General features: G+C 61.5%; 28 protein-coding genes and 1 pseudogene. 10 read left to right on the forward strand and 19 right to left on the reverse strand.

Going from position 1 to position 23207, the window contains the following annotated elements:
- Positions 1-5: 5 nt before the first annotated feature.
- The 4 genes from HJB84_RS19770 to HJB84_RS19785 form a co-directional block, all read right to left on the reverse strand.
- Positions 6-599, reverse strand: coding sequence for a protein-S-isoprenylcysteine O-methyltransferase (locus HJB84_RS19770; RefSeq protein WP_207582546.1), 594 nt, complete (start codon positions 597-599; stop codon positions 6-8).
- A 207-nt stretch (positions 600-806) separates the two neighbouring features.
- On the reverse strand, positions 807-1388 hold the full coding sequence (locus HJB84_RS19775) for a hypothetical protein (RefSeq protein ID WP_221116666.1): 582 nt from the start codon (positions 1386-1388) through the stop codon (positions 807-809).
- A 141-nt stretch (positions 1389-1529) separates the two neighbouring features.
- Positions 1530-1652 (reverse strand): ABC transporter, encoded by a 123-nt coding sequence (locus HJB84_RS19780; protein ID WP_207582548.1) that lies wholly within the window; start codon positions 1650-1652, stop codon positions 1530-1532.
- 180 nt (positions 1653-1832) lie between these two features.
- Entirely contained in the window at positions 1833-2423 is a 591-nt protein-coding gene (locus HJB84_RS19785; RefSeq protein WP_207582549.1) for a L,D-transpeptidase, read from the reverse strand.
- 299 nt (positions 2424-2722) lie between these two features.
- Between HJB84_RS19785 and HJB84_RS19790 the strand changes: the two genes are divergently transcribed.
- Entirely contained in the window at positions 2723-3475 is a 753-nt protein-coding gene (locus tag HJB84_RS19790; RefSeq protein ID WP_207582550.1) for an SDR family NAD(P)-dependent oxidoreductase, read from the forward strand.
- 271 nt (positions 3476-3746) lie between these two features.
- On the opposite strand, the gene HJB84_RS19795 is transcribed toward HJB84_RS19790, so the two are convergent.
- Both HJB84_RS19795 and HJB84_RS19800 read right to left on the reverse strand, forming a co-directional pair.
- Entirely contained in the window at positions 3747-4190 is a 444-nt protein-coding gene (locus tag HJB84_RS19795; protein ID WP_221116667.1) for a GNAT family N-acetyltransferase, read from the reverse strand.
- A 12-nt stretch (positions 4191-4202) separates the two neighbouring features.
- Positions 4203-5150, reverse strand: a complete 948-nt coding sequence (locus HJB84_RS19800) for an aldo/keto reductase (RefSeq protein WP_207582552.1) — start codon at positions 5148-5150, stop codon at positions 4203-4205.
- 179 nt (positions 5151-5329) lie between these two features.
- Here HJB84_RS19800 and HJB84_RS19805 point away from each other — a divergent pair, with 179 nt between their 5' ends.
- Complete coding sequence (locus HJB84_RS19805; protein WP_207582553.1) at positions 5330-6316, forward strand: Gfo/Idh/MocA family protein; 987 nt, start codon at positions 5330-5332, stop codon at positions 6314-6316.
- Positions 6317-6408: 92 nt separating this feature from the next.
- Here HJB84_RS19805 and HJB84_RS19810 read toward each other — a convergent pair whose 3' ends face one another.
- Positions 6409-6786, reverse strand: coding sequence for a GtrA family protein (locus tag HJB84_RS19810; protein ID WP_221116668.1), 378 nt, complete (start codon positions 6784-6786; stop codon positions 6409-6411).
- Positions 6783-7790 (reverse strand): glycosyltransferase, encoded by a 1008-nt coding sequence (locus HJB84_RS19815; RefSeq protein WP_207582555.1) that lies wholly within the window; start codon positions 7788-7790, stop codon positions 6783-6785. The genes HJB84_RS19810 and HJB84_RS19815 overlap by 4 nt, the downstream gene beginning before the upstream one ends.
- A gap of 159 nt (positions 7791-7949) precedes the next feature.
- Here HJB84_RS19815 and HJB84_RS19820 point away from each other — a divergent pair, with 159 nt between their 5' ends.
- Complete coding sequence (locus HJB84_RS19820; protein WP_207582556.1) at positions 7950-9794, forward strand: hypothetical protein; 1845 nt, start codon at positions 7950-7952, stop codon at positions 9792-9794.
- A 24-nt stretch (positions 9795-9818) separates the two neighbouring features.
- Here the strand turns inward: HJB84_RS19820 and HJB84_RS19825 are convergent, their stop codons facing one another.
- Positions 9819-10064 (reverse strand): hypothetical protein, encoded by a 246-nt coding sequence (locus HJB84_RS19825; RefSeq protein ID WP_221116722.1) that lies wholly within the window; start codon positions 10062-10064, stop codon positions 9819-9821.
- A gap of 320 nt (positions 10065-10384) precedes the next feature.
- Between HJB84_RS19825 and xseA the strand changes: the two genes are divergently transcribed.
- The 4 genes from xseA (at position 10385) to HJB84_RS19845 (ending at position 13670) form a co-directional block, all read left to right on the forward strand.
- The gene (gene xseA / locus HJB84_RS19830; RefSeq protein WP_221116669.1) at positions 10385-11971 is read left to right on the forward strand and encodes an exodeoxyribonuclease VII large subunit; all 1587 of its coding nucleotides are present in this window, start codon (positions 10385-10387) and stop codon (positions 11969-11971) included.
- 70 nt (positions 11972-12041) lie between these two features.
- Positions 12042-12737: a YafY family protein gene (locus tag HJB84_RS19835; RefSeq protein ID WP_207582558.1), complete on the forward strand. Its 696-nt coding sequence runs from the start codon at positions 12042-12044 to the stop codon at positions 12735-12737.
- A 66-nt stretch (positions 12738-12803) separates the two neighbouring features.
- Positions 12804-13178, forward strand: coding sequence for a VOC family protein (locus tag HJB84_RS19840; protein WP_221116670.1), 375 nt, complete (start codon positions 12804-12806; stop codon positions 13176-13178).
- Positions 13179-13181: 3 nt separating this feature from the next.
- Complete coding sequence (locus tag HJB84_RS19845; RefSeq protein WP_207582560.1) at positions 13182-13670, forward strand: EVE domain-containing protein; 489 nt, start codon at positions 13182-13184, stop codon at positions 13668-13670.
- A gap of 36 nt (positions 13671-13706) precedes the next feature.
- Here HJB84_RS19845 and HJB84_RS19850 read toward each other — a convergent pair whose 3' ends face one another.
- The gene (locus HJB84_RS19850) at positions 13707-14207 is read right to left on the reverse strand and encodes a MarR family winged helix-turn-helix transcriptional regulator (protein WP_207584238.1); all 501 of its coding nucleotides are present in this window, start codon (positions 14205-14207) and stop codon (positions 13707-13709) included.
- A gap of 81 nt (positions 14208-14288) precedes the next feature.
- Between HJB84_RS19850 and HJB84_RS19855 the strand changes: the two genes are divergently transcribed.
- Positions 14289-15200, forward strand: coding sequence for an EamA family transporter (locus HJB84_RS19855; RefSeq protein ID WP_221116671.1), 912 nt, complete (start codon positions 14289-14291; stop codon positions 15198-15200).
- Here the strand turns inward: HJB84_RS19855 and HJB84_RS19860 are convergent.
- Both HJB84_RS19860 and HJB84_RS19865 read right to left on the reverse strand, forming a co-directional pair.
- The gene (locus HJB84_RS19860; protein ID WP_207582562.1) at positions 15148-16401 is read right to left on the reverse strand and encodes an aminopeptidase; all 1254 of its coding nucleotides are present in this window, start codon (positions 16399-16401) and stop codon (positions 15148-15150) included. The two genes, HJB84_RS19855 and HJB84_RS19860, sit on opposite strands and share 53 nt — an antisense overlap.
- Before the next feature lie 125 nt (positions 16402-16526).
- Entirely contained in the window at positions 16527-17210 is a 684-nt protein-coding gene (locus HJB84_RS19865) for a glutathione S-transferase family protein (RefSeq protein ID WP_207582563.1), read from the reverse strand.
- Between the two features lie 110 nt (positions 17211-17320).
- On the opposite strand from HJB84_RS19865, the gene HJB84_RS19870 reads away from it, so the two are divergent.
- The gene (locus HJB84_RS19870; RefSeq protein ID WP_221116672.1) at positions 17321-17764 is read left to right on the forward strand and encodes a MarR family winged helix-turn-helix transcriptional regulator; all 444 of its coding nucleotides are present in this window, start codon (positions 17321-17323) and stop codon (positions 17762-17764) included.
- On the opposite strand, the gene ybaK is transcribed toward HJB84_RS19870, so the two are convergent.
- From ybaK to HJB84_RS19890, 4 genes are all read right to left on the reverse strand, one after another.
- Positions 17765-18238, reverse strand: a complete 474-nt coding sequence (ybaK, locus tag HJB84_RS19875; protein ID WP_207582565.1) for a Cys-tRNA(Pro) deacylase — start codon at positions 18236-18238, stop codon at positions 17765-17767.
- 28 nt (positions 18239-18266) lie between these two features.
- Positions 18267-18617, reverse strand: a complete 351-nt coding sequence (locus tag HJB84_RS19880; protein WP_207582566.1) for an ArsC family reductase — start codon at positions 18615-18617, stop codon at positions 18267-18269.
- A 101-nt stretch (positions 18618-18718) separates the two neighbouring features.
- Complete coding sequence (locus HJB84_RS19885; RefSeq protein WP_221116673.1) at positions 18719-19780, reverse strand: succinylglutamate desuccinylase/aspartoacylase family protein; 1062 nt, start codon at positions 19778-19780, stop codon at positions 18719-18721.
- Between the two features lie 96 nt (positions 19781-19876).
- Positions 19877-20485: a 2'-5' RNA ligase family protein gene (locus HJB84_RS19890; RefSeq protein WP_207582568.1), complete on the reverse strand. Its 609-nt coding sequence runs from the start codon at positions 20483-20485 to the stop codon at positions 19877-19879.
- Positions 20486-20653: 168 nt separating this feature from the next.
- Here HJB84_RS19890 and HJB84_RS19895 point away from each other — a divergent pair, with 168 nt between their 5' ends.
- Positions 20654-21217, forward strand: a complete 564-nt coding sequence (locus tag HJB84_RS19895; RefSeq protein WP_207582569.1) for a methylated-DNA--[protein]-cysteine S-methyltransferase — start codon at positions 20654-20656, stop codon at positions 21215-21217.
- A gap of 34 nt (positions 21218-21251) precedes the next feature.
- On the opposite strand, the gene HJB84_RS19900 is transcribed toward HJB84_RS19895, so the two are convergent.
- The 3 genes and pseudogenes from HJB84_RS19900 to HJB84_RS19910 all read right to left on the reverse strand — a co-directional run bounded on the left by HJB84_RS19900 (position 21252) and on the right by HJB84_RS19910 (position 23130).
- Positions 21252-21986, reverse strand: coding sequence for an SDR family oxidoreductase (locus tag HJB84_RS19900; protein WP_221116674.1), 735 nt, complete (start codon positions 21984-21986; stop codon positions 21252-21254).
- Between the two features lie 36 nt (positions 21987-22022).
- Positions 22023-22725: pseudogene (locus HJB84_RS19905) on the reverse strand (SDR family NAD(P)-dependent oxidoreductase).
- Positions 22726-22761: 36 nt separating this feature from the next.
- Positions 22762-23130, reverse strand: a complete 369-nt coding sequence (locus HJB84_RS19910; protein WP_221116675.1) for an Atu4866 domain-containing protein — start codon at positions 23128-23130, stop codon at positions 22762-22764.
- Positions 23131-23207 lie beyond the last annotated feature (77 nt).

Here is a 23207-nt window from a genome sequence, read left to right on the forward strand (position 1 = left end):
CACCTCTAGTAGAGATAAGGAATAATTCGTTTTGTCTTGTCCATGTAGGCTTGATACTCGGGACCGAAAACGTCCAGCATCATACGCTCCTCTTTGTCTACTCTGAGGAAAAAGAGGATCCCGGCGCCGAGCAGCCCCGCTAGTCCCGCCACCCAGTTCGACAGGAGGAAGGCTTGGCCAAGTCCCATGAGCAGAAATGATGTGTACATCGGATGGCGGACAAGGGCATAGGGTCCTTGAGAGATGAGTTTGTGCTTTTCGCGGATCTCCAGCGTTATCGACCAATTCTTGCCGAGGGCCTTGTGGGTCCTACGGAAAACCCACATCGCACAGACGAGAAGTATCGCACCAAGTGCCACGGCCCACAGATGGGGCGGGTAGTCGGCAGCGAGGGGAAATCCGGTTGCAACATAGATCGCTGGTATGATGGAGAGGCCAAGAAGGCCAGCGGCAAGTCCTACGGCCTCCGAAGGCGTGCGGCGGTCGCTAACAACCTGCAAGCGCTTGGCGCGGCGCGCATGAGGACGGCGAATGATCGCCCAGACGACGACCCCGAGGACCCAGATGACCTTACCTGCAGTAGCGATCGATAGGTACAAATCAGGTCACCAAAGCCTTTCCGCACTGGCCGGCGTTTGCCGGTTTACCAACGTACATTCATGAGTCGACCTACCTTAGAGCATGTCTCGCAAAAGTGTGCCGCGGTTTTGCGATAAAGACATGGTAAAAACAAAGACCTAAAGCGTAACAAGCGACTCTGAAAGATCGCGACACGCTTTAGCTTCTTGGTCAAATCCAATATGCCCTCAACCGGTATTCATCTCGCGAAGCTTCGTAATGAATTGTTGCGGCCTCAGCCAAATGCCGGGCGCCTTGTATCCCATGTGACGTGCAATGTCCGCCACGAATGCATTGCAGTTGTAGACCGTTGCTTCCCAGAGACGGGAACTTGCCTGTTGTTTGCGGATGAAGCGAACAGCGTCTTCGTACTCGCCGTCCGATAGCATGACTCTCCAGCTTGCCGACCGGTACGCCTCTTCCAGATCACCGTCGGTCGCTCCGGTTGTTGCTGAAACCGGCACGAAATGGCCCAAGACGTAGGCTCCGGGATCGGTCGAGGCCGGGGCGAGGCCGGCGACCTGCGGATCAACCATGTTTCCGTTCTTGTCCGTGCGCCCAAAGACAACATAGGTGTGTCCATAGCTGAGCGCATATCGCGAACGGAACTCGAGGAAATACCGATTTGAATTTTCGTTGGCCGAGATGGTTGTTCGGCCATTGGCATCGGACGTGAAACGCGGCTGCTGGGCTTTGTCTTTGGTCTGGCATGACACGACGGCAATCGCCATCAGGATTACAAGCGGCAGACAACCTCTTGCAAGCGTCATCAATGCACTCCTCTCACCTGCCTCGGTTCGCACGGGGGGTGAATGCTCATATGAACGCGGCTCCGGGGATAGCCCGGTGCTGGCGACTTAAGTTGTGAGGAGGACCGAACTCGACCCTCGTCACAAATCGAGGGATGGTCGCTACTTATATACTTGAGCAGCAGCCGGTGGCGGTGCCTTGCCTTTTCCTTTGCCAATCATTCCGCAGGCGGTGAGATTGGCAACAGCAAGCACAGAGATGATCACGATTAGAATTCTGCTCATCAAGAAGTCCTCTCCTTAGAATCGGCATCACTTATCGTAGGCAACGTCGATAATAGTAGCGTCAACTTACGTAAAGGCTAGTGCAGAAAGAACACAATCTGAGCGCATCCTAGGCTTTTGCTGCCTGCGCAGCGGGAAAATGGGTCGGCTGCCTGCCGATTCGAGCGAGGAATGCCGCCGCTAGATCACTAGGACTCTGGTTCCCACATGGGTGCGCCCATAGAGATCCACAATGTTGGGGTTGGTGAGTCGGACGCATCCGTTCGACACTGCCTGACCAATCGACCACGGCGCGTTCGTTCCATGTAGACGAAACAGGGTGTCTTTTCCGTCCTGATAGAGATAGAGGGCGGCCGCACCTAACGGATTTCCTGGTCCGCCTGGGACGCCTTCAGCGTATTGGCCGAGGCGCGGCTTACGCGCGATCATGTCGGCGGTCGGTGTCCACGACGGCCATTCTGCCTTGCGACCTACCGTGGCTTGGCCCTTGAAACTCAATCCTTCCTGTCCAACCGCGACGCCGTAGCGTGTTGCCTGACCGCCCGCCTCGACGAAATAGAGATATCGGCTGGCGGTATCGACGACGATGGTGCCGGGCGGCTCATCACCACTATAGCTCACTGTTTGCCGCCGGTAGCGGGTATCACGATCCGGGTTCCGCCCAAGGGCGTAATACCCAAATGGCGGCCCGTCCTCGGTAGTACATCCGGACATTATCAGAGCCAGACTTCCCAGAAGAATTCCCCGGCGCGTAACGTGACTTTCGTCCATTTTCATCTGCCAACGCGATTGATCAGCCCACCCTTGTATTTAACATCGCCGCGCTTTTTGGCAAACGCTCTTGCATCAGTGCTTATAGAGCAACGGAAAACGGGGAACTCGCATGCTATGATATCCGTCAAATGCCGGGCATTTTCCTGCGGAGTTTTGGGGTCGACGGCAGGCAGAGTCGTTGTGGTCCACCGATCGGCACCTTCAATGAGTGGTTGTTAGATCAGGATTTGTTTAAAATTCTTGCATGCACGACCCGCCTCTGTTCGATTAGGATCGAGTAAAACTGGGGGGCGGGAATGGAGCTTGGCTTCGACGGAAAAGTTGCGATTGTGACAGGTGGGGGGTCGGGGATTGGCGCTGCGATTTCGCGACAACTTGCTCTTGAGGGGGCAGAGGTAATCGTCGCGGATATTGATGCCGATAGTGCCGACCGCGTTGCTACTGATATACGGACGCAGGGAGGGAAGGCTGTCGATTTCGCCGTCGATGTCACCATCGCCGATGCGGTCGAGCGGTTGGTTGAGTTTGCCGTCCAGAAATGTGGTGGCCTCCACCTAGCGGTGAACAATGCAGGGCTGACTGGCGTCCGGACCGCTACCGCGGATTACCCGCTCGACCAATGGCGCAAGTTGATGAGCGTCAATCTGGACGGTACATTCTATTGCATGAAATATGAGATTGCCGCCATGCTGCAAGCCGGCGTAGGCGGGGCCATCGTAAACATGTCCTCCATTCTCGGTTCCGTTGCATTGCCACTGGCATCGGCCTATACCGCGGCTAAGCACGGGGTCATCGGCCTCACGAAGGCCGCTGCGATCGAGTACGCGCGTATGGGTATTCGGATCAATGCAGTTGCCCCCGGCTGGATCGAAACGCCGATTCTGTGTGAGCCTGTGACAAGCACTCGGAGATTGAACTCGTTGCAGCCAATGGGCCGGCGTGGATCGCCCGATGAAGTGGCGGCTCTCGTATGTTTTCTCCTTTCGGAACAGGCAAGCTTCATTACTGGAAGCTGTCATATGGTCGACGGGGCCTACACCGCTCACTAATGCATGTCGCCGGGAAGTGTGCAGCGGTTCCCGGAAAACGACATGCATAAAAACAAAGAGCTAAAGCGCGTCGAATGAATCAAGTTACATGCGACGCGCTTTAGCCACCGAGGGGTAGCGTCGCCGCATGAAGCGGGCCCATCGTGGGCATCCTTTACCCAAGGCGACGCTACCATCCAGAGTTATATCAGCCCGCGCGGCATCCCGACCAAACCGGGCATGGCGAACTGGGAGGGCGATCACGCCGCTTTCTACTAAGGTTTTCCCAGACTCAAAAGCTGATGCGGTAGCGGATATGGCCGTCGCTCTCGACATAGCGATCGTAGAGCGCCCGGGCCGTCGTGTTCTGTTCGCTCGTATGCCAATAGAGCCGCGACCAGCCCTTGGCCTTGCAGATGGCGACGAGGTCGTCCATCAGCGCCCGCCCGACCCCTTTGCCGCGTGCATCGCGATCGACAAACAGGTCTTCGAGATAGCAGTCCCTGCCGCGGATCCATGTGCCCTCATGGGTGAGATAGAGCGCAAAGCCCATGATCCTGCCATCGACCTCGGCGACCCGCATGGCGATCGCCGACGCCGGATCGAAAACCCGGCGCCAAGTGGAATCGGTGATATCGGCATCGACCGTGACTTCGTAAAAGGCGAGGTAGGCCGCCCAAAGTTCGCGCCAGCGGCTCTCGTCCTCGGCGCGGGCATCGCGGATCGTCACGGTCATGGGCTCTTTCTTTCAGTTCCCGGCTTGATCGAGCAGGGCCATTGCGTCATCGGAAAGCTGAAGTGTCGCCGATTTCGCCAGGCTTTCAAGCTGCGAAAGGCTGGTGGCGCTGGCGATCGGCGCCGTCACGCCTTTCTTGCGCAGCAGCCAGGCGAGCGAAATTTCGGCGGGCTTGGCGCCGGTCTCGGCAGAAACCGTGTCGAGCGCGGCAAGAATGCGCAGACCCTTGTCGTCGAAATAGGTCGAAACCCGGCCCTCGCGGGCGCGGCCCTGCGTATCGGCCTTGCTGCGGTATTTGCCGGTGAGGAAGCCGGCAGCCAGGCTGAAATAGGTGATGACGCCGATGTCCTCTTCAACGCAGAGATCGGCGAGCGGCCCCTCGAAGCTTGCGCGCTCATAAAGATTATATTCCGGCTGCACCACATCGTAACGGGGCAGGCCGGCCTTTTCGGCAGCGTCGAAGGAGGCCTGCAGCAGCGTCGCATCATAGTTCGAGCAGCCGATGGCGCGGATCTTGCCCTGCTGCTTCAGCTTGGCATAGGCGCCGAGTGTTTCCTCGTGCGGCGTATCGGCATCCGGCCAGTGCGACAGATAGAGGTCGATATAGTCAGTCTGCAGCCGGCGCAGCGAATCCTCGACCGCCTTGAGGATATAGCTCTCCTTCAGTGTCTTTCCCTGCCCCATGTCCGAGCCGACCTTGGTAACGATGACCGCCTGGTCGCGGGAAACCTTGGCCTGCTTCAGCCAGCGCCCGATGATCTCCTCGGAATCGCCGCCCTTGTTGCCCGGGACCCATGCGGAATAGACATCCGCCGTATCGATCGTGTTCAGGCCAGCGTCGAAGAAGGCGTCGAGAATGGCGAAGGATGCTTTCTCGTCGGCCGTCCAGCCGAAGACATTGCCGCCGATGACGATCGGCGCGACCGAAAGACCCGTTTTTCCAAGCCGGCGCATTTCCATGACGCTCTCCAATATGGTGATGTGTTTGAAATCGTGGACACGGCAGAACGCCGCCTTGCAGCAACCTAGCGCATTCCGGGCATCCGGGAAGGCAAACTTCCGTGATTTCAGCCCGCACCATTGCGCCGTGGCTAAGGCCTGAATATGGTTCGCGGAAATCTGTTTGGGAGGTTTGGATCATGCTGCGTTTTGGTATCATTTCAACGGCGAAGATCGGCCGTGACAATGTCGTTCCGGCAATCCAGGACGCGGAAAATTGCGTCGTCACGGCGATTGCCAGCCGTGATCTCACGCGCGCAAGGGAGATGGCCGACCGCTTCTCCGTGCCGCATGCCTTCGGCTCCTACGAGGAGATGCTGGCCTCCGACCTCATCGACGCCGTCTATATCCCGCTGCCTACCTCGCAGCATATCGAATGGTCGATCAAATCAGCCGATGCCGGCAAACACGTGCTTTGCGAAAAGCCCCTAGCGCTGAAGGCCGATGACATCGACGATCTGATTGCCGCCCGCGACCGCAACCGGGTGGTGGTCACCGAAGCCTATATGATCACCTATTCGCCGGTCTGGCAGAAGGTGCGCGCGTTGATCGACGAGGGCGCGATCGGTACGCTCCGGCATGTGCAGGGCGCCTTCACCTATTTCAACCGCGATCCCGCCAACATGCGCAACGTTCCCGAACTCGGCGGCGGCGGCCTTCCCGATATCGGTGTCTATCCCGTGATGGGCACGCGTTTTTCCACCGGCAAGGAGCCGCTCTGGATCCAGGCGATCACCGAGCGTGATCCGGATTTCGGCACCGATATCTATTCGAGCGTCAAGGCCGATTTCGGCGATTTCGAGCTGAGCTTCTATATCTCGACGCAGATGGCCAACCGTCAGGTCATGGTCTTCCACGGCACCGAAGGTTACATCGAGGTCAAGTCGCCGTTCAACGCCAATCGCTGGGGGCCTGAGGAAATCGAGCTTGCCGATCGCAGCCACAATGAATCACGCATCTTCCGCTTCCAGGACAGCCGTCAATACAAGCGGCAGGTCGAAGCCTTCGCCCGGGCGGTGAAAGGTGGCAAGGAGGAGATCGTCACGCTCGAAAATTCGAAATTGAACCAAAAGGTGATCGACGCGATCTACCGCGCCAGCGAGAAAGACGGCTGGGAAGCCGTCTAGCGCATAATCCTTTCCGAAAATCGGAAGCGATTATGCGCCAATTTAAAGTGTTAGAGCGTCCTTTGCGCGTCCAGTGACGCGCGGCGCTCTAATCATTCGGCGCGGAAGACGAAGCGCGAATAGCCGAAGAAGCTGAAGACCATCGAGGCGATGCTGGCGATGACCATGGCCGCAAGCGGCTGAAGTGCCGGCAGCGAAAGCAGAAGTGCGGAATAAAGCCCGTAATTGACGAGCGCTGCCGTTACCCCGACCGAGCCATAGCGGAAGCCTTCGGCGGCCAGCGACCGGCTGGACCGGTCGAAGGTGAAGCTCCGATTGAAAATCCAGGTCACCGCCATTGCAGCCGCGATCGCCACGAGCCGCGCCAGAAACGGCCCGAGCGGCGTCAGATGCAGCAGCGCCGACAGCACGCCGGCATCGACGAGGAAGCCGATGCCGCCCGCGATCGCGAAACGGATGAGCTTTCTCATGCCGCATCCGCCTTGCGGGCGCGGGCGCGCGATACCGGCCCTGCTTCGCCGAGCGGCGCTTTGACGGCGCTCGGCGTTTCCAGGCTCATATAATGGATACGAAGCTGTTCGGCGCGGGCGCGGGCAACCGAATCCAGGATGACGCCGGCGGTAAAAAGCATGAAGGAGATCATCATCAGCGCTGTCGACAGCACCCAGGTCGGCATGCGGCTGACGAGACCCGTCTGGAAATATTCCGCCAGCACCGGCGCCATGAAGCCGAGGCTCGTCAGCATGAAGATGGCACTGATCGCGCTGAAGAAGGCGAAGGGCCGGGTTTCCTTCATCAGCATCGCGAACATCCAGAGGATCTTGGCGCCGTCGCGAAATGTCGAAAGCTTCGAGTGCGAGCCTTCCGGCCGGCGGCCATAGTCGAGTTCGAGTTCGCTGACCGGAAGCTTCAGCCGCGAGGCATGCACGGACATCTCGGTTTCGATTTCGAAGCCGCCCGATACCGCTGGGAAGCTCTTGACGAAGCGGCGCGAGAAAGCGCGGTAGCCGGAAAAGATATCGGTGAAGTCGGGGCCGAAGATCGTCCGGTAGAGCAGGTTGAAAAGCCGGTTGCCGAGCGCATGGCCTTGACGGCCGGCATCGGCACGAACGCCGCGCCGGGTTCCCACAACCATGTCGGCGCGCTCGGTCAGCAGTGTGCGCACCAGCTCTTCGGCATCGCTAGGCGCGTAAGTGCCGTCGCCGTCGGCGATGATGTAGATATCGGCGTCGATGTCGGCGAACATGCGGCGTACGACGTGGCCCTTGCCTTGGCGTCGCTCGCGCACGACATGCGCGCCGGCAAGCATCGCCTGCAGCGCGGTGCCGTCGGTGGAATTATTGTCGTAGACGTGGATCGCAGCATCCGGCAGCGTCGCGCGGAAACCCCGCACGACCGCGCCGATCGTCGCGGCTTCATTATAACAGGGAAGCAGGACGGCAATATTGGGATTATCGGTACGCGATCGGGCCATGACTCTACTCGTTACACTGAAAGCCGCACTCAGCCTAAATCACCCGCCGTTAATAAGACCCTATGACGCAGGCAAAATCGGCACTTCCGCAAACGGCTTTACACTTTCTTGATCGGCGATCGCTAAGCTTCGGCCATCTGAAACGAAGCGCTAACCACGATGAACGCTGTGCAGCCGATCGCCAATGCCTCCTCCGTGACCACTGCTCCAAGGGGAGGGCTGAGCAGGTTGCTCATGCGCCTCTGGCCAACCGTCATTATCTATAGCGTCATCCTCGCCTCTATCCTCCTTGTCACCAAGCTCTCCAACGCTACCGATTACGTCGGTCCCGACAATGACGACGGAATGCGTCTCATCGAGGTTCGCGATCTTCTCGCCGGGCAAGGCTGGTTCGATCTGATGCAATACCGCCTCGGCCTCGAGGGCGGCACGCTGATGCACTGGTCGAGGCTGATCGATTTGCCGATCGCTTCGCTGATCTGGTTCTTCGGCCTGTTTGCGCCCCACGAGACCGCCGAGGCGCTGGCGCTCGCCGTCTGGCCGGTATCGCTCGTCCTGCCCGCCATGCTCGCCATGGCCGTTGCCGGACGGCGTATCGGCGGTGTTGCCGGCATGCATCTCAGTCTCGCCATGACCGGCCTTGCGATTTACACCGGCAGCCGTTTCGCGCCGGGCGCCATCGATCATCACAATGCGCAGCTGGGACTTGTCGCGACGATGGTGGCGATGCTTCTGGATCCGCAGCGCCGCGGCTGGAGCTATGCGGTCGCCGGCATCGCCGCAGCGGTCGCCATCGCCATCGGCGCCGAGACGACGCCTTTCGTCGCCGCCGTCTGTCTGACCGTCGCTTTGCTCTGGGCATGGGAGGGGCAGATTTTCGCTGTTGCCGCGGGGGCCTTCGGCCTGGCGCTGGCGATTGCCATCAGCATCCTCTTTGTCGCAACGGTGCCGCCCCGGCTCTATTCGATGGTTACCTGCGACAATCTCTCGCTCGGTTATTACAGCCTGGCGGCGATCGGCGGCGGGCTGATGCTGTTTTCGGCAGTCTTTGCCAGCCGCCTGCGTCGCTCCCTGCGCTTTGCCGCGCTTGGCCTCGTCGGTGCCGGCGTTCTCGGTTCGGCGATGGTGATTGCGCCGCAATGCCTGAGTGATCCGCTGGCCGGTCTCGATCCGATGCTGGTCGAACTCTGGCTGAGGAACGTGTCGGAAGCGCAGTCGGCCTTCGTGCTCGCGCGCACCGATCCCTTCTCGATCGGTGCCTTCTATGCGGCCGGCCTGTTCGGCATGGCCGTCTGCATCTTCCGTATCGTTCGGCGCGACCGCATGCAGATCCATCTGGTGCTGCTCTTCCTGCTCGCCACCAGCTGGGCGATCGCGCTGGTCCAGGTGCGCGGCGCGACGTTCTCAAACCTGCTCTCCATTCTGCCGCTTGCGCTGCTGATCATCGATATCAGGCGGATCTCCAACAGCGACAGCGACAATGTTGCCGCCGCCTTCGTCTATATCGTGACGGTGCTCGCCAGCGTTCCGGCGGCCTGGGCGGTCGCCGGCGGACTTGTCTCGCTGCAGATGGACAATGGCGCGCAGAAGAAGGCGGCGGCGGCAAAGGTGCTTTCCTGTACCTCGAAAGAGGCACTGGCGCCGCTTGCCGGGCTGCCGGACGGGCTGATCTCAGCACCGTCGCAGATGGGCGTTCCGATCCTTCGCTTTACGAAAAACCGGGTTCTTTCGGCGCCATATCATCGCAATCAGGGCGGCATGCTGACGGAACTGCATATCGGCCTGGCGGAGCCGCAGGAGGCGGAAGCCTTCCTGAAGGGCGCGGGGGTGACGGTGCTTGGCTTCTGCCCCAATGACCCGCAGACGCGCGAGATTGCCAAGCTAAAACCGGATGGCCTTTATGCCGAGCTCGGCAAGGGCAATATCCCGCCTTATCTGGAGCCGCTTCCGAAGGCAGCGGAGGTGGGCGTTCAGTTCTTTCGCTATCGGCCGGTGGCGAACTGACGCCGGCAGCTTTCGGTAAAAAATTTAGTGGGAAACACGTGTCGCGCGACGAAGACGCGCATTGGCAAAGAGCCCAAGAACAAAGAGCATGAGGCCGCCATTAAAGCCGAGCACGGCATAGACGAACGCCAGGATCGACACTGGTCCGGGCGAGGTTATCGCCGCCACCACGAACGTTATTCCTATCAGCGCGGCGACCAGCGCGATTGCGGCAGCCGAGCGGGTTTGCCCGGCGCTGATGCCCAATGCTGCTGCTGTGAGAATAATCATTTCAGCACCTTCCCAGAGATAACGAGGGGAAGCATAGGAAGCGCCAACTAACAAAGATTTACCGGCGGCCACCGCCGAAAAGCCTTTGTATTGCGGTGGTTAGCAACTCCTTTCGTCTATAACGCGCATTCTAACTATACGTTCCGCAACCAAACGGATTTACCCGATTTCGTTGTTCATCCGCCAAGCTGCCACGGCCGCATGGTGAGCATGCGTGGCGTAGCGTGCGTCCGCCGCCAACGACCTCGACATCCCGGAAAACAGATCTCGGCGATGACCGCGACCTTCCAGTTTGCCGCCGATGGACATAGAAAGAAGGGATGAGCAACGTCTTCGACAGCGATTCGCCGACCAACCTTGCCGAATATTCGGTTTCGGAGCTTTCCGGCTCGATCAAGCGCACCGTCGAAACCACCTTCGACCAGGTCCGCGTGCGCGGCGAGATCTCCGGCTATCGTGGCCCACACTCCTCCGGCCATGCCTATTTCGCGCTGAAGGACGACCGTGCCCGCATCGATGCCGTCATCTGGAAGGGCACCTTCTCGCGGCTGAAATTCCGCCCGGAAGAAGGCATGGAGGTCATTGCCACCGGCAAGGTCACCACCTTTCCCGGCTCTTCGAAATATCAGATCGTCATCGAGACGCTGGAACCGGCCGGCGCCGGCGCGCTGATGGCGCTGATCGAGGAGCGCAAGCGCAAGCTTGGCGCCGAGGGCCTGTTCGATGCCGCCCGCAAGAAGCGGCTGCCCTTCATGCCAAGGGTGATCGGCGTCGTCACCTCGCCGACCGGTGCGGTAATCCGCGATATTCTTCACCGCATCTCCGATCGTTTTCCCGTGCATGTCCTCGTCTGGCCGGTGAAGGTTCAGGGCGAGGGGTCCGGCGAGGAGGTGGCGAACGCCATTCGCGGCTTCAACGCGCTGGAGCCGGCCGGCGCCATTCCCCGCCCCGACGTGCTGATCGTCGCGCGCGGCGGCGGCAGCCTCGAAGATCTCTGGAGCTTCAACGACGAAATCGTCGTGCGTGCTGCGGCCGAAAGCCGGATCCCGCTGATCTCGGCCGTCGGTCATGAGACCGACTGGACGCTGATCGACTATGCCGCCGATGTCCGTGCGCCGACGCCGACAGGGGCTGCGGAAATGGCGGTGCCGGTCAAGGCGGAGCTCGAGGCCCAGGCCGCCGCCCTTGCCGCGCGGCTGCAGGGCTGCATGAACCGGCAGATGGATCAGCGTCGCCAGTCCGTCCGGGCGCTGATGCGGGCATTGCCGTCGCTCGATCAGCTTCTCGCCTTGCCGCGCCGGCGTTTCGACGAGGCGGCGGCCGGCCTCGGCCGCGGGCTGGAGCTCAACACCATCAACAAGCGTCGCGGCTTCGAGCGCGTGGCCGCGCATTTGCGCCCTGATCTGCTCTCCGGCCGCATCGCCGAGCGCCGCCAGACGCTGAACGAGCGGATCGGGCGGGCCGAGCGCATGGTCGAGCGGCTGATCGACCGTTCGAAATCGCGGGTCGACCGTGCCGAGGCGGTCTTCGCCACACTGCCCGCCCGCCTGCAGGCGCAGACCGGCCGCGCCCGCGACCATCTCGCCAATCTCGTCAGGCACGCCGATACCGCGACATCCCATCGGCTGATTCGGGCAAAAGCCGCGCTTGCGGCGCAGGACCGCGTGCTGCAGTCGCTCTCCTACAAGAATGTGCTGAAGCGCGGTTACGCGGTGATCCGCGACGACGAGGACAGGCCGGTCTCTGAGGCCACAGCTCTTTCGGCAGGTGCGGCGGTCTCGATCGAATTTTCCGACGGCCGCATCGGCGCGGTGACCACCGAAGGCGGCATGCCGCCAACCTCGCTGAAGAGGCGGCCTGCCAAGCCGGAAGCCGGCGGTCCATCGAAGCAGGGAAGTCTTTTCTAGCAATTTGAGTAAAACGCGCAGTCTGATCCTGCCACTATCTGGCAGTGGCAAGAATGTATAGTTTGTCTGCATGTCCCGTTCAGAACGCCTCCTCGATCTTCTCCAGGTGCTGCGCCGCCACCGTCGGCCGGTGAGTGGCGTGGTGCTGGCCGACGAAATCGGCGTCAGTATCCGCACCCTTTATCGCGATATCGCCAGCCTTCAGGCCCAGGGCGCCGCGATCGAGGGTGAGCCGGGCGTTGGTTATGTCTTGAAACCGGGATTTCTCCTGCCGCCGCTGATGTTTCCGCCGGAAGAGATAGAAGCGCTTGTGCTCGGCTCCCGGTGGGTGGCGGACAGAGCCGACGGTCATCTGCGCGATGCGGCGCGAAATGCGCTGGCACGGATCGCCGCCGTGTTGCCGACCGAGCTGCGTGACGAGCTGGACGCCTCTGCGCTTCTGGTGGGACCTGGCGTCGGCATTCCTGTCGACTCCGTCGATCCGGCCCTTCTGCGCAAGGCGATCCGCACCGAACGCAAGCTTTCCCTGTCCTATCGCGATGGAGCCGGCGTCGGGTCGGAGCGTGTGGTATGGCCGTTTGCGCTGGCCTTTTTCGATCAGGTGCGTGTGCTCCTCGGCTGGTGCGAACTCCGCCAGGATTTCCGTTCTTTTCGCACGGATCGAATTGCCCATGCGGAAGCGCTCGATGCCCGCTATCCCAAGCGCAGGCAGGCACTGCTGAAACAGTGGCGGGAGGGTCAGGGAATATCGCAAGGAGACAAATGATACTGCCAGTTTCTGGCAGTATCATTTCATAAGGTCATAACGTCCAACCAACGACAGGAGATCCTTATGACCGACAAAAACAGCATTCTTCTCTACGTGACCGACGCCCCGACCAGCGCCCGCTTCTACACCACGCTGCTTGGGCAGGAGCCCGTAGAGACAAGTGCAACCTTCGCCATGTTTATCTTGCCGTCCGGCCTGGGGCTCGGTCTCTGGGGCAAAGCCGGTGTGGAGCCCTCGCCGGCGGCAGCCGGCGGCGGCAGCGAGATAGGGTTCAAGGTTTCCACGGCCGGCAAGGTCGATGCGACCCATGCCGATTGGCAGGCCAAGGGCGCCAACATCGTCATGGCGCCGACCGATCTTGACTTCGGCCGAAGCTTCGTCGCGGCCGATCCCGATGGGCATCGCCTGCGGGTCTATACCGTGTCCGAGGCGGTTTGAGCCATGGCCAATGCCTGGATCGCCGTCGCTTCCGCAGCGCATGTCCGCATCGGCCGTCAAGCCGGTTTCATGCAGGTCTGTCACGGCAAGGCGTCACCCCTCAGGCGAATCACGCCTGGGGATCGTGTGATCTACTACTCGCCCACTGTCGTCTTTGGCGGCAAGGACCGCCTGCAAGCTTTCACCGCGATCGGTCTGGCACACGATGGCGCGCCTTACCAGGTGGAGTTGGAAAGCGGTTTCAGGCCCTGGCGGCGGGATGTCGATTGGCGGCCTGCGGAGGAAACCTTGATCCGGCCGCTGCTCGGCCGGCTCGCCTTCACGCAGGTCGGCCCCAATTGGGGTTATCAGCTCCGTTTCGGTCTGTTCGGCATCAGCAATGAGGATGCCGATATGATTGCAGAAGCAATGCGGCAAGAGCGGCAGGATTTCTCCCCGAATGCCGCCATCTCTGAGCCTTCGAAGCAGGCCCCGGAATGCTGCATGGCATAACCGCAGTGTTCATCATCACCGGCAAGCGTGCGAAAATTACTCGAAATCCGCAAGCAGCTTCCGCAACAGCCTGTCGAGGTCCGCCTTCTCGGCAGCGCTCAGGTTTTTCGACAGCCGGTGCTGATTGGCGACATGGGCGTCGACAGCGGTCTCGACCGTCGCAAGTCCCTTTTCCGTCAGCGCGATGAGCACGCTCCTGCGGTCGTCGGGATTGAGGATCCGCTCGACGAGGCCCGCTTTTTCCAGCTGGTCGATGCGGTTCGTCATCGTGCCGGAGCTGACCATGGTCATCTCGAGGAGCTCGCCCGGCGAAAGCCGGTGGGGCGCACCGGCGCGGCGAAGCGTCGCCAGCACGTCGAAGGCGGAGGACGAAAGCCCCTGCTTCAGCAGCACCGCCTCTACCTCGCGGCCGAGATGGGTGCCGAGGCGCTTCAGGCGCCCGAGGATGCCCATCGGTTCGACGTCGAGATCCGGCCGCTCGCGTCGCCATTGCGCCAGGATCTTGTCGACATGGTCGATCTTGCCGTCTTCGCTCATCATCCACCGATAGCATTCATTATCTTGACGTCAAGATAAGAACCGATAGGATGGATTTGTCTTGAAATAGAGATTCTCGAGATGAAGATAAATTCTGGCTATGCCACCGATCTTGCGATGACCGCACTTGCACCCGCCATCTGGGGCAGCACCTACATCGTCACCACCGCATTGCTGCCGGCCGGGTATCCGCTGACGGTGGCGATGCTGCGGGCGCTGCCGGCCGGCCTGCTGCTTCTGCTGCTGGTGAGAAAGCTGCCGTCCGGCATCTGGTGGGGAAGGACCTTCGTTCTCGGCGCGCTGAACTTCTCGTTCTTCTGGGCGATGCTCTTCGTCTCCGCCTACCGGCTGCCGGGCGGCGTTGCCGCAACGGTCGGCGCGGTGCAGCCGCTGATCGTCATCGCGCTGTCGCGGCTTTTTCTCGGCAAGCCGGTCCGGCAGCTCGCCGTGTTGGCCGGTCTTGCCGGCATGGCCGGCGTCGGGTTGCTGGTGTTGACGCCGACGGCGGGGCTCGATCCCGTAGGGGTCGCCGCCGGTCTCGCCGGCGCCGTCTCGATGGCCTTCGGCACGGTGCTGACACGGCGCTGGGCGCCGCCGGTCTCGAACCTCACCTTCACCGCCTGGCAATTGACGGCAGGCGGCATCCTGCTGGTGCCCTTTGCGCTTTGCCTCGAACCGGCGCTGCCGGCACCGAGCCTCGCAAACATTGCCGGCATCGCCTATCTCGGCCTGATCGGCGCTGCCTTTACCTATTTGCTGTGGTTTCGCGGCCTGTCGCGCATCGAACCCTCGGCAGTCTCTTCGCTTGGCTTTCTGAGCCCGCTGGTCGCGACCCTACTCGGCTGGCTGGCGCTCGGCCAGAGCCTGGCGCCGGCGCAGATCGCCGGCCTCGCCATGGTGCTTGCCAGCGTCTGGCTCAGTCAGCGCATAATGATGCCGGTCAGGCCCATTCGCCCTGCCGCATCACCGGAACCCGCGAGCCATCGGGCTTGACGCCGTCGATATCGACCTTATCAGAGCCGATCATCCAGTCGATATGGATCAAGCTGGAATTGCCGCCCTGCGCCTTGATCTGCTCCTGGCTCAGTGTTGCGCCGTCAAGGAAGCACTTGGAATAGCACTGGCCGAGCGCGATGTGGCACGAGGCGTTCTCGTCGAACAGCGTGTTGTAGAACAGGATACCGCTGGCCGAGATCGGCGAGGAATGCGGCACCAGCGCCACTTCGCCGAGCCGGCGCGCACCCTCGTCGGTATCGAGCACCTTGTTCAAGACCTTTTCACCGCGCGAGGCCATGGCCTCGACGATGCGGCCGCCTTCGAAGCGCACCTGGATATTGTCGATCAGCGTGCCCTGGTGCGAAAGTGGCTTGGTGCTGGAAACATGGCCTTCGACGCGTAGCGCATGCGGCGTGGTGAAGACTTCCTCGGTCGGGATGTTGGGATTGCAGGTAATGCCGTTTTTGGCGGTGGACGCGCCTCCATGCCATTCATGCCCGTCGGCAAGCCCGACCATCAGGTCGGTGCCCGGTCCCTGGAAATGCAGCGAGGCGAAGCGCTCGCCGTTCAGCCAGGCGGAGCGCTTGGCGAGATTCGCATTGTGCTCGGCCCAGGCGGCGACCGGATCGCTGACATCGACGCGCGAGGCGGCAAAGATCGCCTTGGCGAGCTTGGCGATGGCGATCGGCTCGGGATCGTCGGGGAAGACCACCTTGGCCCAGGATGGATTGGGATAGGAGACGATGTTCCAGTTGATGTCGAAATTCGAGATCTTTTCCAGCGCCGGCTTGTAGGCGGTTGATGTGGCGCGATTGGCGCGGCCGACCTTGTCGGCATCCTGCTCGGAAAGCAGCAAAGGATTGTCGCCGGCGATCGCCAGCCGGGCCGCCCCGTTGGCATAGGCCTTGGCCATGCCCTCGTAGAGCCAGCCGGAGGCGCGGTCGAAGCTCTCGTCGCTGCCATGCTGATAGCGCGAAAGCGTCGTTTCCTCGTCGGAATAGAAGGCGGTGACCAGGCCGGCGCCGGCCTGATAGGCGTGTTTGGTGATCAGGCGAACGAGCGGCAGCGCCACCACCGGCGCGGTAATCACCAGATCCTGACCCTTCTGCAGCTGCAGCCCGACCTTGACGGCAACTTTCGCAAGCTTCTCCAGCTTGACGGGATCAATGGTGTTCTGGCTCTGGGGCATGAAAGTCATGGTTCAACCTGCCTTTTGTCATCGACGTTCTCAAGGCTGGCAGACTTAGACCCGTTTGCGGCGAAAATGAAGCGCGCCGCTACCGAATTGCCAGCGGCCGGATCGACACCCGGCCACTTGCGCGCTCAGGCGGCGGCAGGCTGCCTAAGCAGGATCGAGTTGTGTTTGTTGAGGAAATCCGTCAGTCGCTCGGGGTAATCCTCGCCAACGGCGGCTCGGACACTCGCGCGCTCTGACAGCGCCTTGCGCCAGCGCTTTACCCGCTCGAGCCCGTCGAAAATGCCGCTGTCGCCGAGCGTGTCGAAGAGATCGAAATAACGAAACACAGGCGCGAAGACGGCGTCGACGAGGCTGAAGCCACTGCCGGGAAAATAGGCCCCGTCGCCCAGCGCGCCCTCGAGCGTCGTGAATTTTGCGATGAGCGCCTTGCGCTTGGCCTCCAGCTGCAGTTCATCCTGCGCCGTTTCATAACCCCAGAGATCGGACAGCACGGACGTGCCGAATTCCATCCAGCCGCGATGACGGGCGCGGGTCAGCGGATCGGCCGGATGCAGCGCAGTTCCCACCTGCGTTTCCTCCAGATATTCGCAGATGACGCTGCTTTCGAACAGCACGGCCTCGCTGCCATCCATTTGTTCGATCCGCAGCAGCGGCACCTTGCCGAGCGGCGAGATTTTCAGGAACCAGTCCGGCTTGTTGGCAAGATCGATGTTGATGCGCTCGAACGGCACGCCCTTTTCGAGAAGCACGATCGCGGCGCGCTGCACATAGGGGCAGAGGTGGTGGCTGATCAATGTAAGCTTGCTCATGGCGCTCTCCTGATGCCGCACGCCGCGGCTGAAAATATCAATAACGATGATAGATGCAAATGCATATAATAGCGATTGCGCCGGCGTTCAAGTTAAATGTAACTGCATCTATGTCCGATAAGTCCCCGACGCCGAGCGAAGCCGCGACCAGCGCATGGATACACATCATGCGCGCCCGCGATCGTCTGCTTGCGGCGATCGAAATCGATTTCAAGGCGGCGAAAATGCCGACGCTTTCCTGGTACGACGTGCTTTGGGAGCTGGCGAGGGCAAAGGGCGGGCGATTGCGTCCCTATGAGATCGAAGAACGGACACTGCTTGCCCAATATAATCTCTCCCGTCTGGTAGACCGGCTGGAAAGGGAGGGCTTGGTCCACCGCGAGACCTTCGACGAGGATGCGCGCGGCCGCTGGGTCGTGATCACCGATGCCGGGCTGCAGCTGCGAGAGCGCATGTGGGCGGTCTATGCTAGGTCGATCGAAACCCATATTGGCTGCAAGCTTGCCGAGACCGAGGCAAATACCATAACAGCTTTACTGGCTCGTTTCCTTTGATCAGGCGATCAACGATACGCCGACCGCTTTCAAGGCCTTCAACGCATCCTTTGGATCGAGCCGCACCTGCAGTCCGCGTTGGCCGCCATTGATATAGACGAGCGGTTCGGCCAGGGCGGTTTCCTCGATCGCCGTCGGCATGGATTTCTTCTGGCCGAAGGGGCTGATGCCGCCGACATGATAACCCGTCAGCCGCTCGGCATCGGCCGGCTTCATCATATTGGCCGATTTGCCGTGAAAGGCGCTCGCAAGCTTCTTCATGCTGACTTCGCGGTCCGACGGCACGACGACGCAGACCGGCTTGCCGTCCACCTCCGCCATCAACGTCTTCAGCACCCGGTGCGGCGCTTCGCCAAGGGCTTCCGCCGCCTGCAGGCCGACGCGCTCGGCGCCCGGGTCGTAGTCATAGGCATGGACCGTGAAGGCGACGCCTGCCTGGGAAAGAACCTGTGTCGCGCGCGTGGTCTTGGACATCTCTAGCTCGGGAGTTGTTGCCTGTCGTTCAGCCTGCAAATGCACAGGCGTAAATCGCCGGCTTGAAGCCGATCAGCAACTTGCCGCTGGCCTCCAGCACCGGCCGTTTGATCATCGACGGCTGGTCGAGCATCAGTTGGATCGCCTTCTCCCAGCTGAGGTTCTCCCGCTCTGCATCAGCCAGTTTGCGGAAGGTGGTGCCGGCGCGGTTGAGCACGGTATCGAGCCCGGCCTGATCGATCCAGGCATCAAGATGGGCGCGGTCGATGCCGAGCGCCTTGTAATCGTGAAACGCATAGGCAACGCCGTGTTCTTCCAGCCAGCTGCGGGCCTTCTTCATCGTGTCGCAATTCTTGATACCATAGATGGTGACGGTCATGCCCGATCGATTCCCTGTGATCGCTGCGAGATACCATGCAAGAAGACCGGCGCAAATGCCCGCGACACTTTATCCCGGCACTCGCCGGGATCCGGCTCGGCTCAATTCTCCAGCGTGCCGGCCTTGCGCAAGGCGTCGCTGGGACTGTCGCAGACAATCTTCATCAGGTCGCCGCGCCGCCGTACCAGCCGGTCGGACGTTCGGGTCAGGATCAACCCGTCTTGCGGGGCGCGGAGTTCGATGCTGCCACCCGGCTGACCCGGGCGGGTGACAATCGTCGCCAGGAGCTCGCCTTCCACAACCCTGTCGCCGATGGCGCGATGCAAGAGCACGGCCCCACCTTCAGGAGCGCGAATGATCTCGACATTGTCGAGCGGCACGGCCGGACCGGAAAACGCCTTTGCCTCAGCCTTCACCTCACCGACGATCCCCCGTGCCGCAAGGAACCGCCACAGCCCCTCCGCATCCTTCTCAGCCAGCACCGGATCGACGTCGCGTTTGCCGCGCAGCTCGACGGTGACCGAAAGCCTGCCCGGCAGCCGCGATTGGCGCTCGCCGGAAACCTCATATTTCCAGGCAAAACCGACCGCCTCTTCGAAGGCCGAGCTTTCGCCATCCGAAAGCAGCGCGGCCTCCATATCGAGTGCAGCGGCAAGATCGGCCGCCTCCGGCCAGAAGGCTTCGTCGATATAGGCATATTGCAGGGATTCGTCGTCGCAATGCAGGTCGAGGACGAGATCGGCGCCAAGCGCCATATGCAAGAGCTGTCGTTTCAGCCTGTCGGTAGCCGGATAATCATCGAGGTCTTCGATCAGCGTGGCCCGATCGGCAAGGGAGATCAGCGGAAAATCCCGGTTGAAATTGGTGCGTGAGCCAAGGTCGAAACGACCCTGCAGGTCGCCGAAATGCGATTGCGCCGCACCGATCGGATTGGCCTGCGGCACGATGGTGATGTCGCCGACGATCCCGCCTTCGCTTTCCGCCTGCCGCAGCCGCTCGCAGAGGAAATGCAGGAGCACCGTTCCCGGCAGTTCCCCGGCATGCAGTGCGGCCTGGATATAGATCTTCGGCGCCTTCGGATCGTGGCCCGCAAAGCGCAGCACCGGCAGCCGCCACTCCGTTCCCGGCGTATCTCCTGGGATGATGATCTCTGAAACATCCATGCTGTCTTCGTTCTCCGTTTGCCATCCCGACGGTTGTTCAGCTTTATGCGCGGAAATCGCGGAAGCGCAAGCCTTGGTCCGGAGATGCCATTGCCGTCAGCCAAGCAGCGGCCAGCGATCGATGATGTGGTGTTCGGTTTTTCCAAGAACGCTGTGAATGAGCAGGAATTCCCGCGCCGTCCACGAAACCGGTTGGTCGAGGCTCGTCGGCGGCACTGCTTTGCGGTCATAGAGCAGCGTCATATGCGCCGTGAAATTGCGATCGATATTGTCACGCAATCCGGTATTGTGCAGGCCGACACCAAGCTGGACATGCAGTCGCATGAGCGGCATCAGCCCGTCTTTGCTGCAGAGCACCAGAGGCCGCGCCTTGCCTTCCCGCTTGAAGCTCATGATCCTGTCGAAGGTGACGGCGATCGGCGCGCCCTCGACTGTAGCGGCGGCCTGCCGGGCCGCAAAGATCACGTCCTCCGGCAACACTTCATAGTCGCCGATGCCGATAACGCTCACATGCAGGGTCGTCAGCCGCGGCTTTGCGGAAAGGGAGAAGGTCTTGCAATAGTCGTCGGCGATCGAAGCCGCTTGCCGTTCGACGATCGCAGGCGGGCGGAGCGCAAAGAAAAGCCTGTGGCCGCCGTTCCGGCTTTCACACGCCTGCCCGCGTCGATTTTGACCATGGTCGAAATCGAAGGAAATCTGGTTCATGGCCTGTCAGGTCGTCATGACCGCCTCGCGCTCCAAAAAAGAGGTGAAAGATACGCCGGCAAGGTAGAATATCAAGAACAAAAAAAGAACGAGATGCGCAAGAATCGGGTTGAAACAGCGGCCGTTCCGTACGATTTTGGTGGTAATCGAAAACGCGGAGGCTGTGTCATGGCCCAGACGATCCATCACTATCTCATCTTCGAAACCGCGGCTGGTTTCTGCGGCATCGCCTGGAGCGACGCCGGCATCGCCCGCTTCCAGCTGCCGACGAAAACCGCGGAAGCGACCGAGCGGCTCTTACTGCGCCGCCTGCCGGGTGCCGAGCCCGGCGCGCCGACGCCTGATGTGCTCGAAACGGTCGCCGCCGTGAAGCGCTATTTCCAGGGCGAGGAAACGGATTTCTCCGACGTCGAACTCGATCTTGCCGGGCAGGATGCCCTCTTCAGGGATATTTACGCGGCGGCAAGGCGTGTCGGCTGGGGCCATACGACCACCTACGGCGCGCTGGCGAAAGAGCTTGGCGCCGGGCCGGAAGTCGCGCGCGACGTCGGCCAGGCGATGGCGAAGAACCCGGTCGCATTGATCATCCCCTGCCACCGGGTGCTGGCCGCCGGCGGCAAAATCGGCGGTTTCTCGGCTCCCGGCGGCTCGTCATCGAAGACCCGCATGCTGGAGCTTGAAGGCGTCCAGCTCGGCCCGCCGCCGCCCGCCCAGCAATCGCTGGGGTTTTAGGCGGCGGGGCGGTCTCAGCCGGGATGCCGGCTGCTCAATGCGGGCTGGCCGTTGGCCGGACGATGATCTCGCTGACATCGACATCGTCAGGCTGGCTGACGGCATAGAGGATCGAATTGGCGATAGCCTCGGGGCTGATCGTGACCGCCCTGAAAACCCTCATGGCGTTCCGCGCGGTCGGATCGGTAATCGTGCCGGCCAGTTCCGATGTCGTGGTGCCGGGGGAGATGACCGTCACCCGGATGCGATCCGTCTCCTGCCGCAACCCGTCCGAGATCGCCCGCACCGCGAATTTCGTCGCGCAATAGACCGCGGCCGTTGGGGAAACGGCGTGGCCGCCGATCGAAGCCAGGTTGATGATCTGTCCGGATCCCTGCGCCTTCATGATCGGAAGCGCAGCGGCGATGCCGTAGAGCACACCCTTGATGTTGACGTCGACCATCCGGTCCCACTCGTCGACCTTGAGGGCCGCAAGCGGCGAGAGCGGCATGACGCCGGCATTGTTGACGATAACGTCCAACCGGCCGAATTCGGACCTGGCAAAACCCGCAAAGGCCTCCACTTGGGAACGGTCGGTGACATCAAGCTTTCGCAGCCGCACGCTGCCGCCCTTGGCTGCTATTTCGCCGGCGAGTGTCTCCAGCCGCTCGGTGCGGCGCGCGCCGATCACGAGATGCGCGCCCGCGGCAGCCAGCACCTTTGCAGCAGCCTCTCCGATGCCGCTGCTGGCCCCGGTAATGGCGATGACTTTTCCTTCGATCGTCGACATTTCAAGCTCCTTTGTCGATTGAGTGTTTCTTGGTGGTCAGCTGGGGAAATCGGCGCTGAGCGTCGTCTCCGCCCAGGCGTCGAAGTTTCCGCGCAGCGCGTCGAGCCGTTCGCGGGCGATCTTCAGGGCAGGTGCGCCGAGCAGCAGACGCAGCGGCGGTTCCTCCGCCTCGAAGGCCGATAGGATGGCGGCTGCGGCACGGACCGGATCTCCCGGCTGTTTGCCGGAGACCGAGCGGGTGGCCTGGCGCCGCTTGCCCCGCGAATTTGGTGGCGTGGTAATAGCCGGTGGCAGCGAAGGCGACGAGACCGCCGAGCGAGGAGACATTGAAGATGTGCCCTCGCCGGCGTGTCCGCATACCCGGCAGAACCTGCTTGGTGACATCGATCAATCCGAAGACATTGGTCTCGAACTGGGCGCGTATCTCCGCATCGTCGCCCTCCTCGATCGCCGCGAGATAGCCGTAGCCGGCATTGTTGACGAGCACGTCGATCGCGCCGAAATGTCTCTCGGCGTCATGAACCGCGCCGGCGACGGAGCGGCCGTCCGTCACATCGAGTGCGAGAGCAAGCGCGCGGTTGCCGTGTTCAGCTGCGAGATCCCTGAGGGTCTCTGGTCTGCGCGCGGTCACGGCGGCGCGCCAGCCACGGGCGAGAACCGCCTCCGCAAGCGCCCGGCCGAGGCCGGACGATGCGCCGGTGATGAACCAGATGGGTGTGGTGGCAGACATGATCGTCATCCTTTCCGGCCGAAACGGCCTTATCCCGAGTGATGTCTATTGGCGGCGGAGCACCATGCCGCCATGATGGAGCGTATCGCCGTCGACGAAATCGCCGTCGGCCGTGAAGCCGGTGTCGTCCCAGTATTCGATATGGCTTCCGGTGACTTCGTAACGGCCTCGATAGGCGCTCTCCCGGTTGCCGCGGGCCTCGTCGTAACGGCCGTCGGGCAGGAGTTCATGGCGGATACGGCCATCATCCGTCACCCATATGCCGACATAGGGATGTTGCTGCATCGTGTTCTCGCTTGTTTGTTGACGTATGGATCGCCGGTCGTTGACGGCATCCGCGGGGCCGATCGCCGTGCCGGCCAGGGTGGTGACGGCGAAAATTTGCAGAACAGCGCTCTTGGAAATCCTTCGCATCGTTTTTCCTCTCGATAGAGGGCTGGCATGACGGCCGCCTTGCCTGACCTCGAGAGAAAAATAGGCTGCGCAATCGA

The organism is Rhizobium sp. NZLR1b (assembly GCF_019685155.1).
Classification (GTDB): domain Bacteria; phylum Pseudomonadota; class Alphaproteobacteria; order Rhizobiales; family Rhizobiaceae; genus Rhizobium.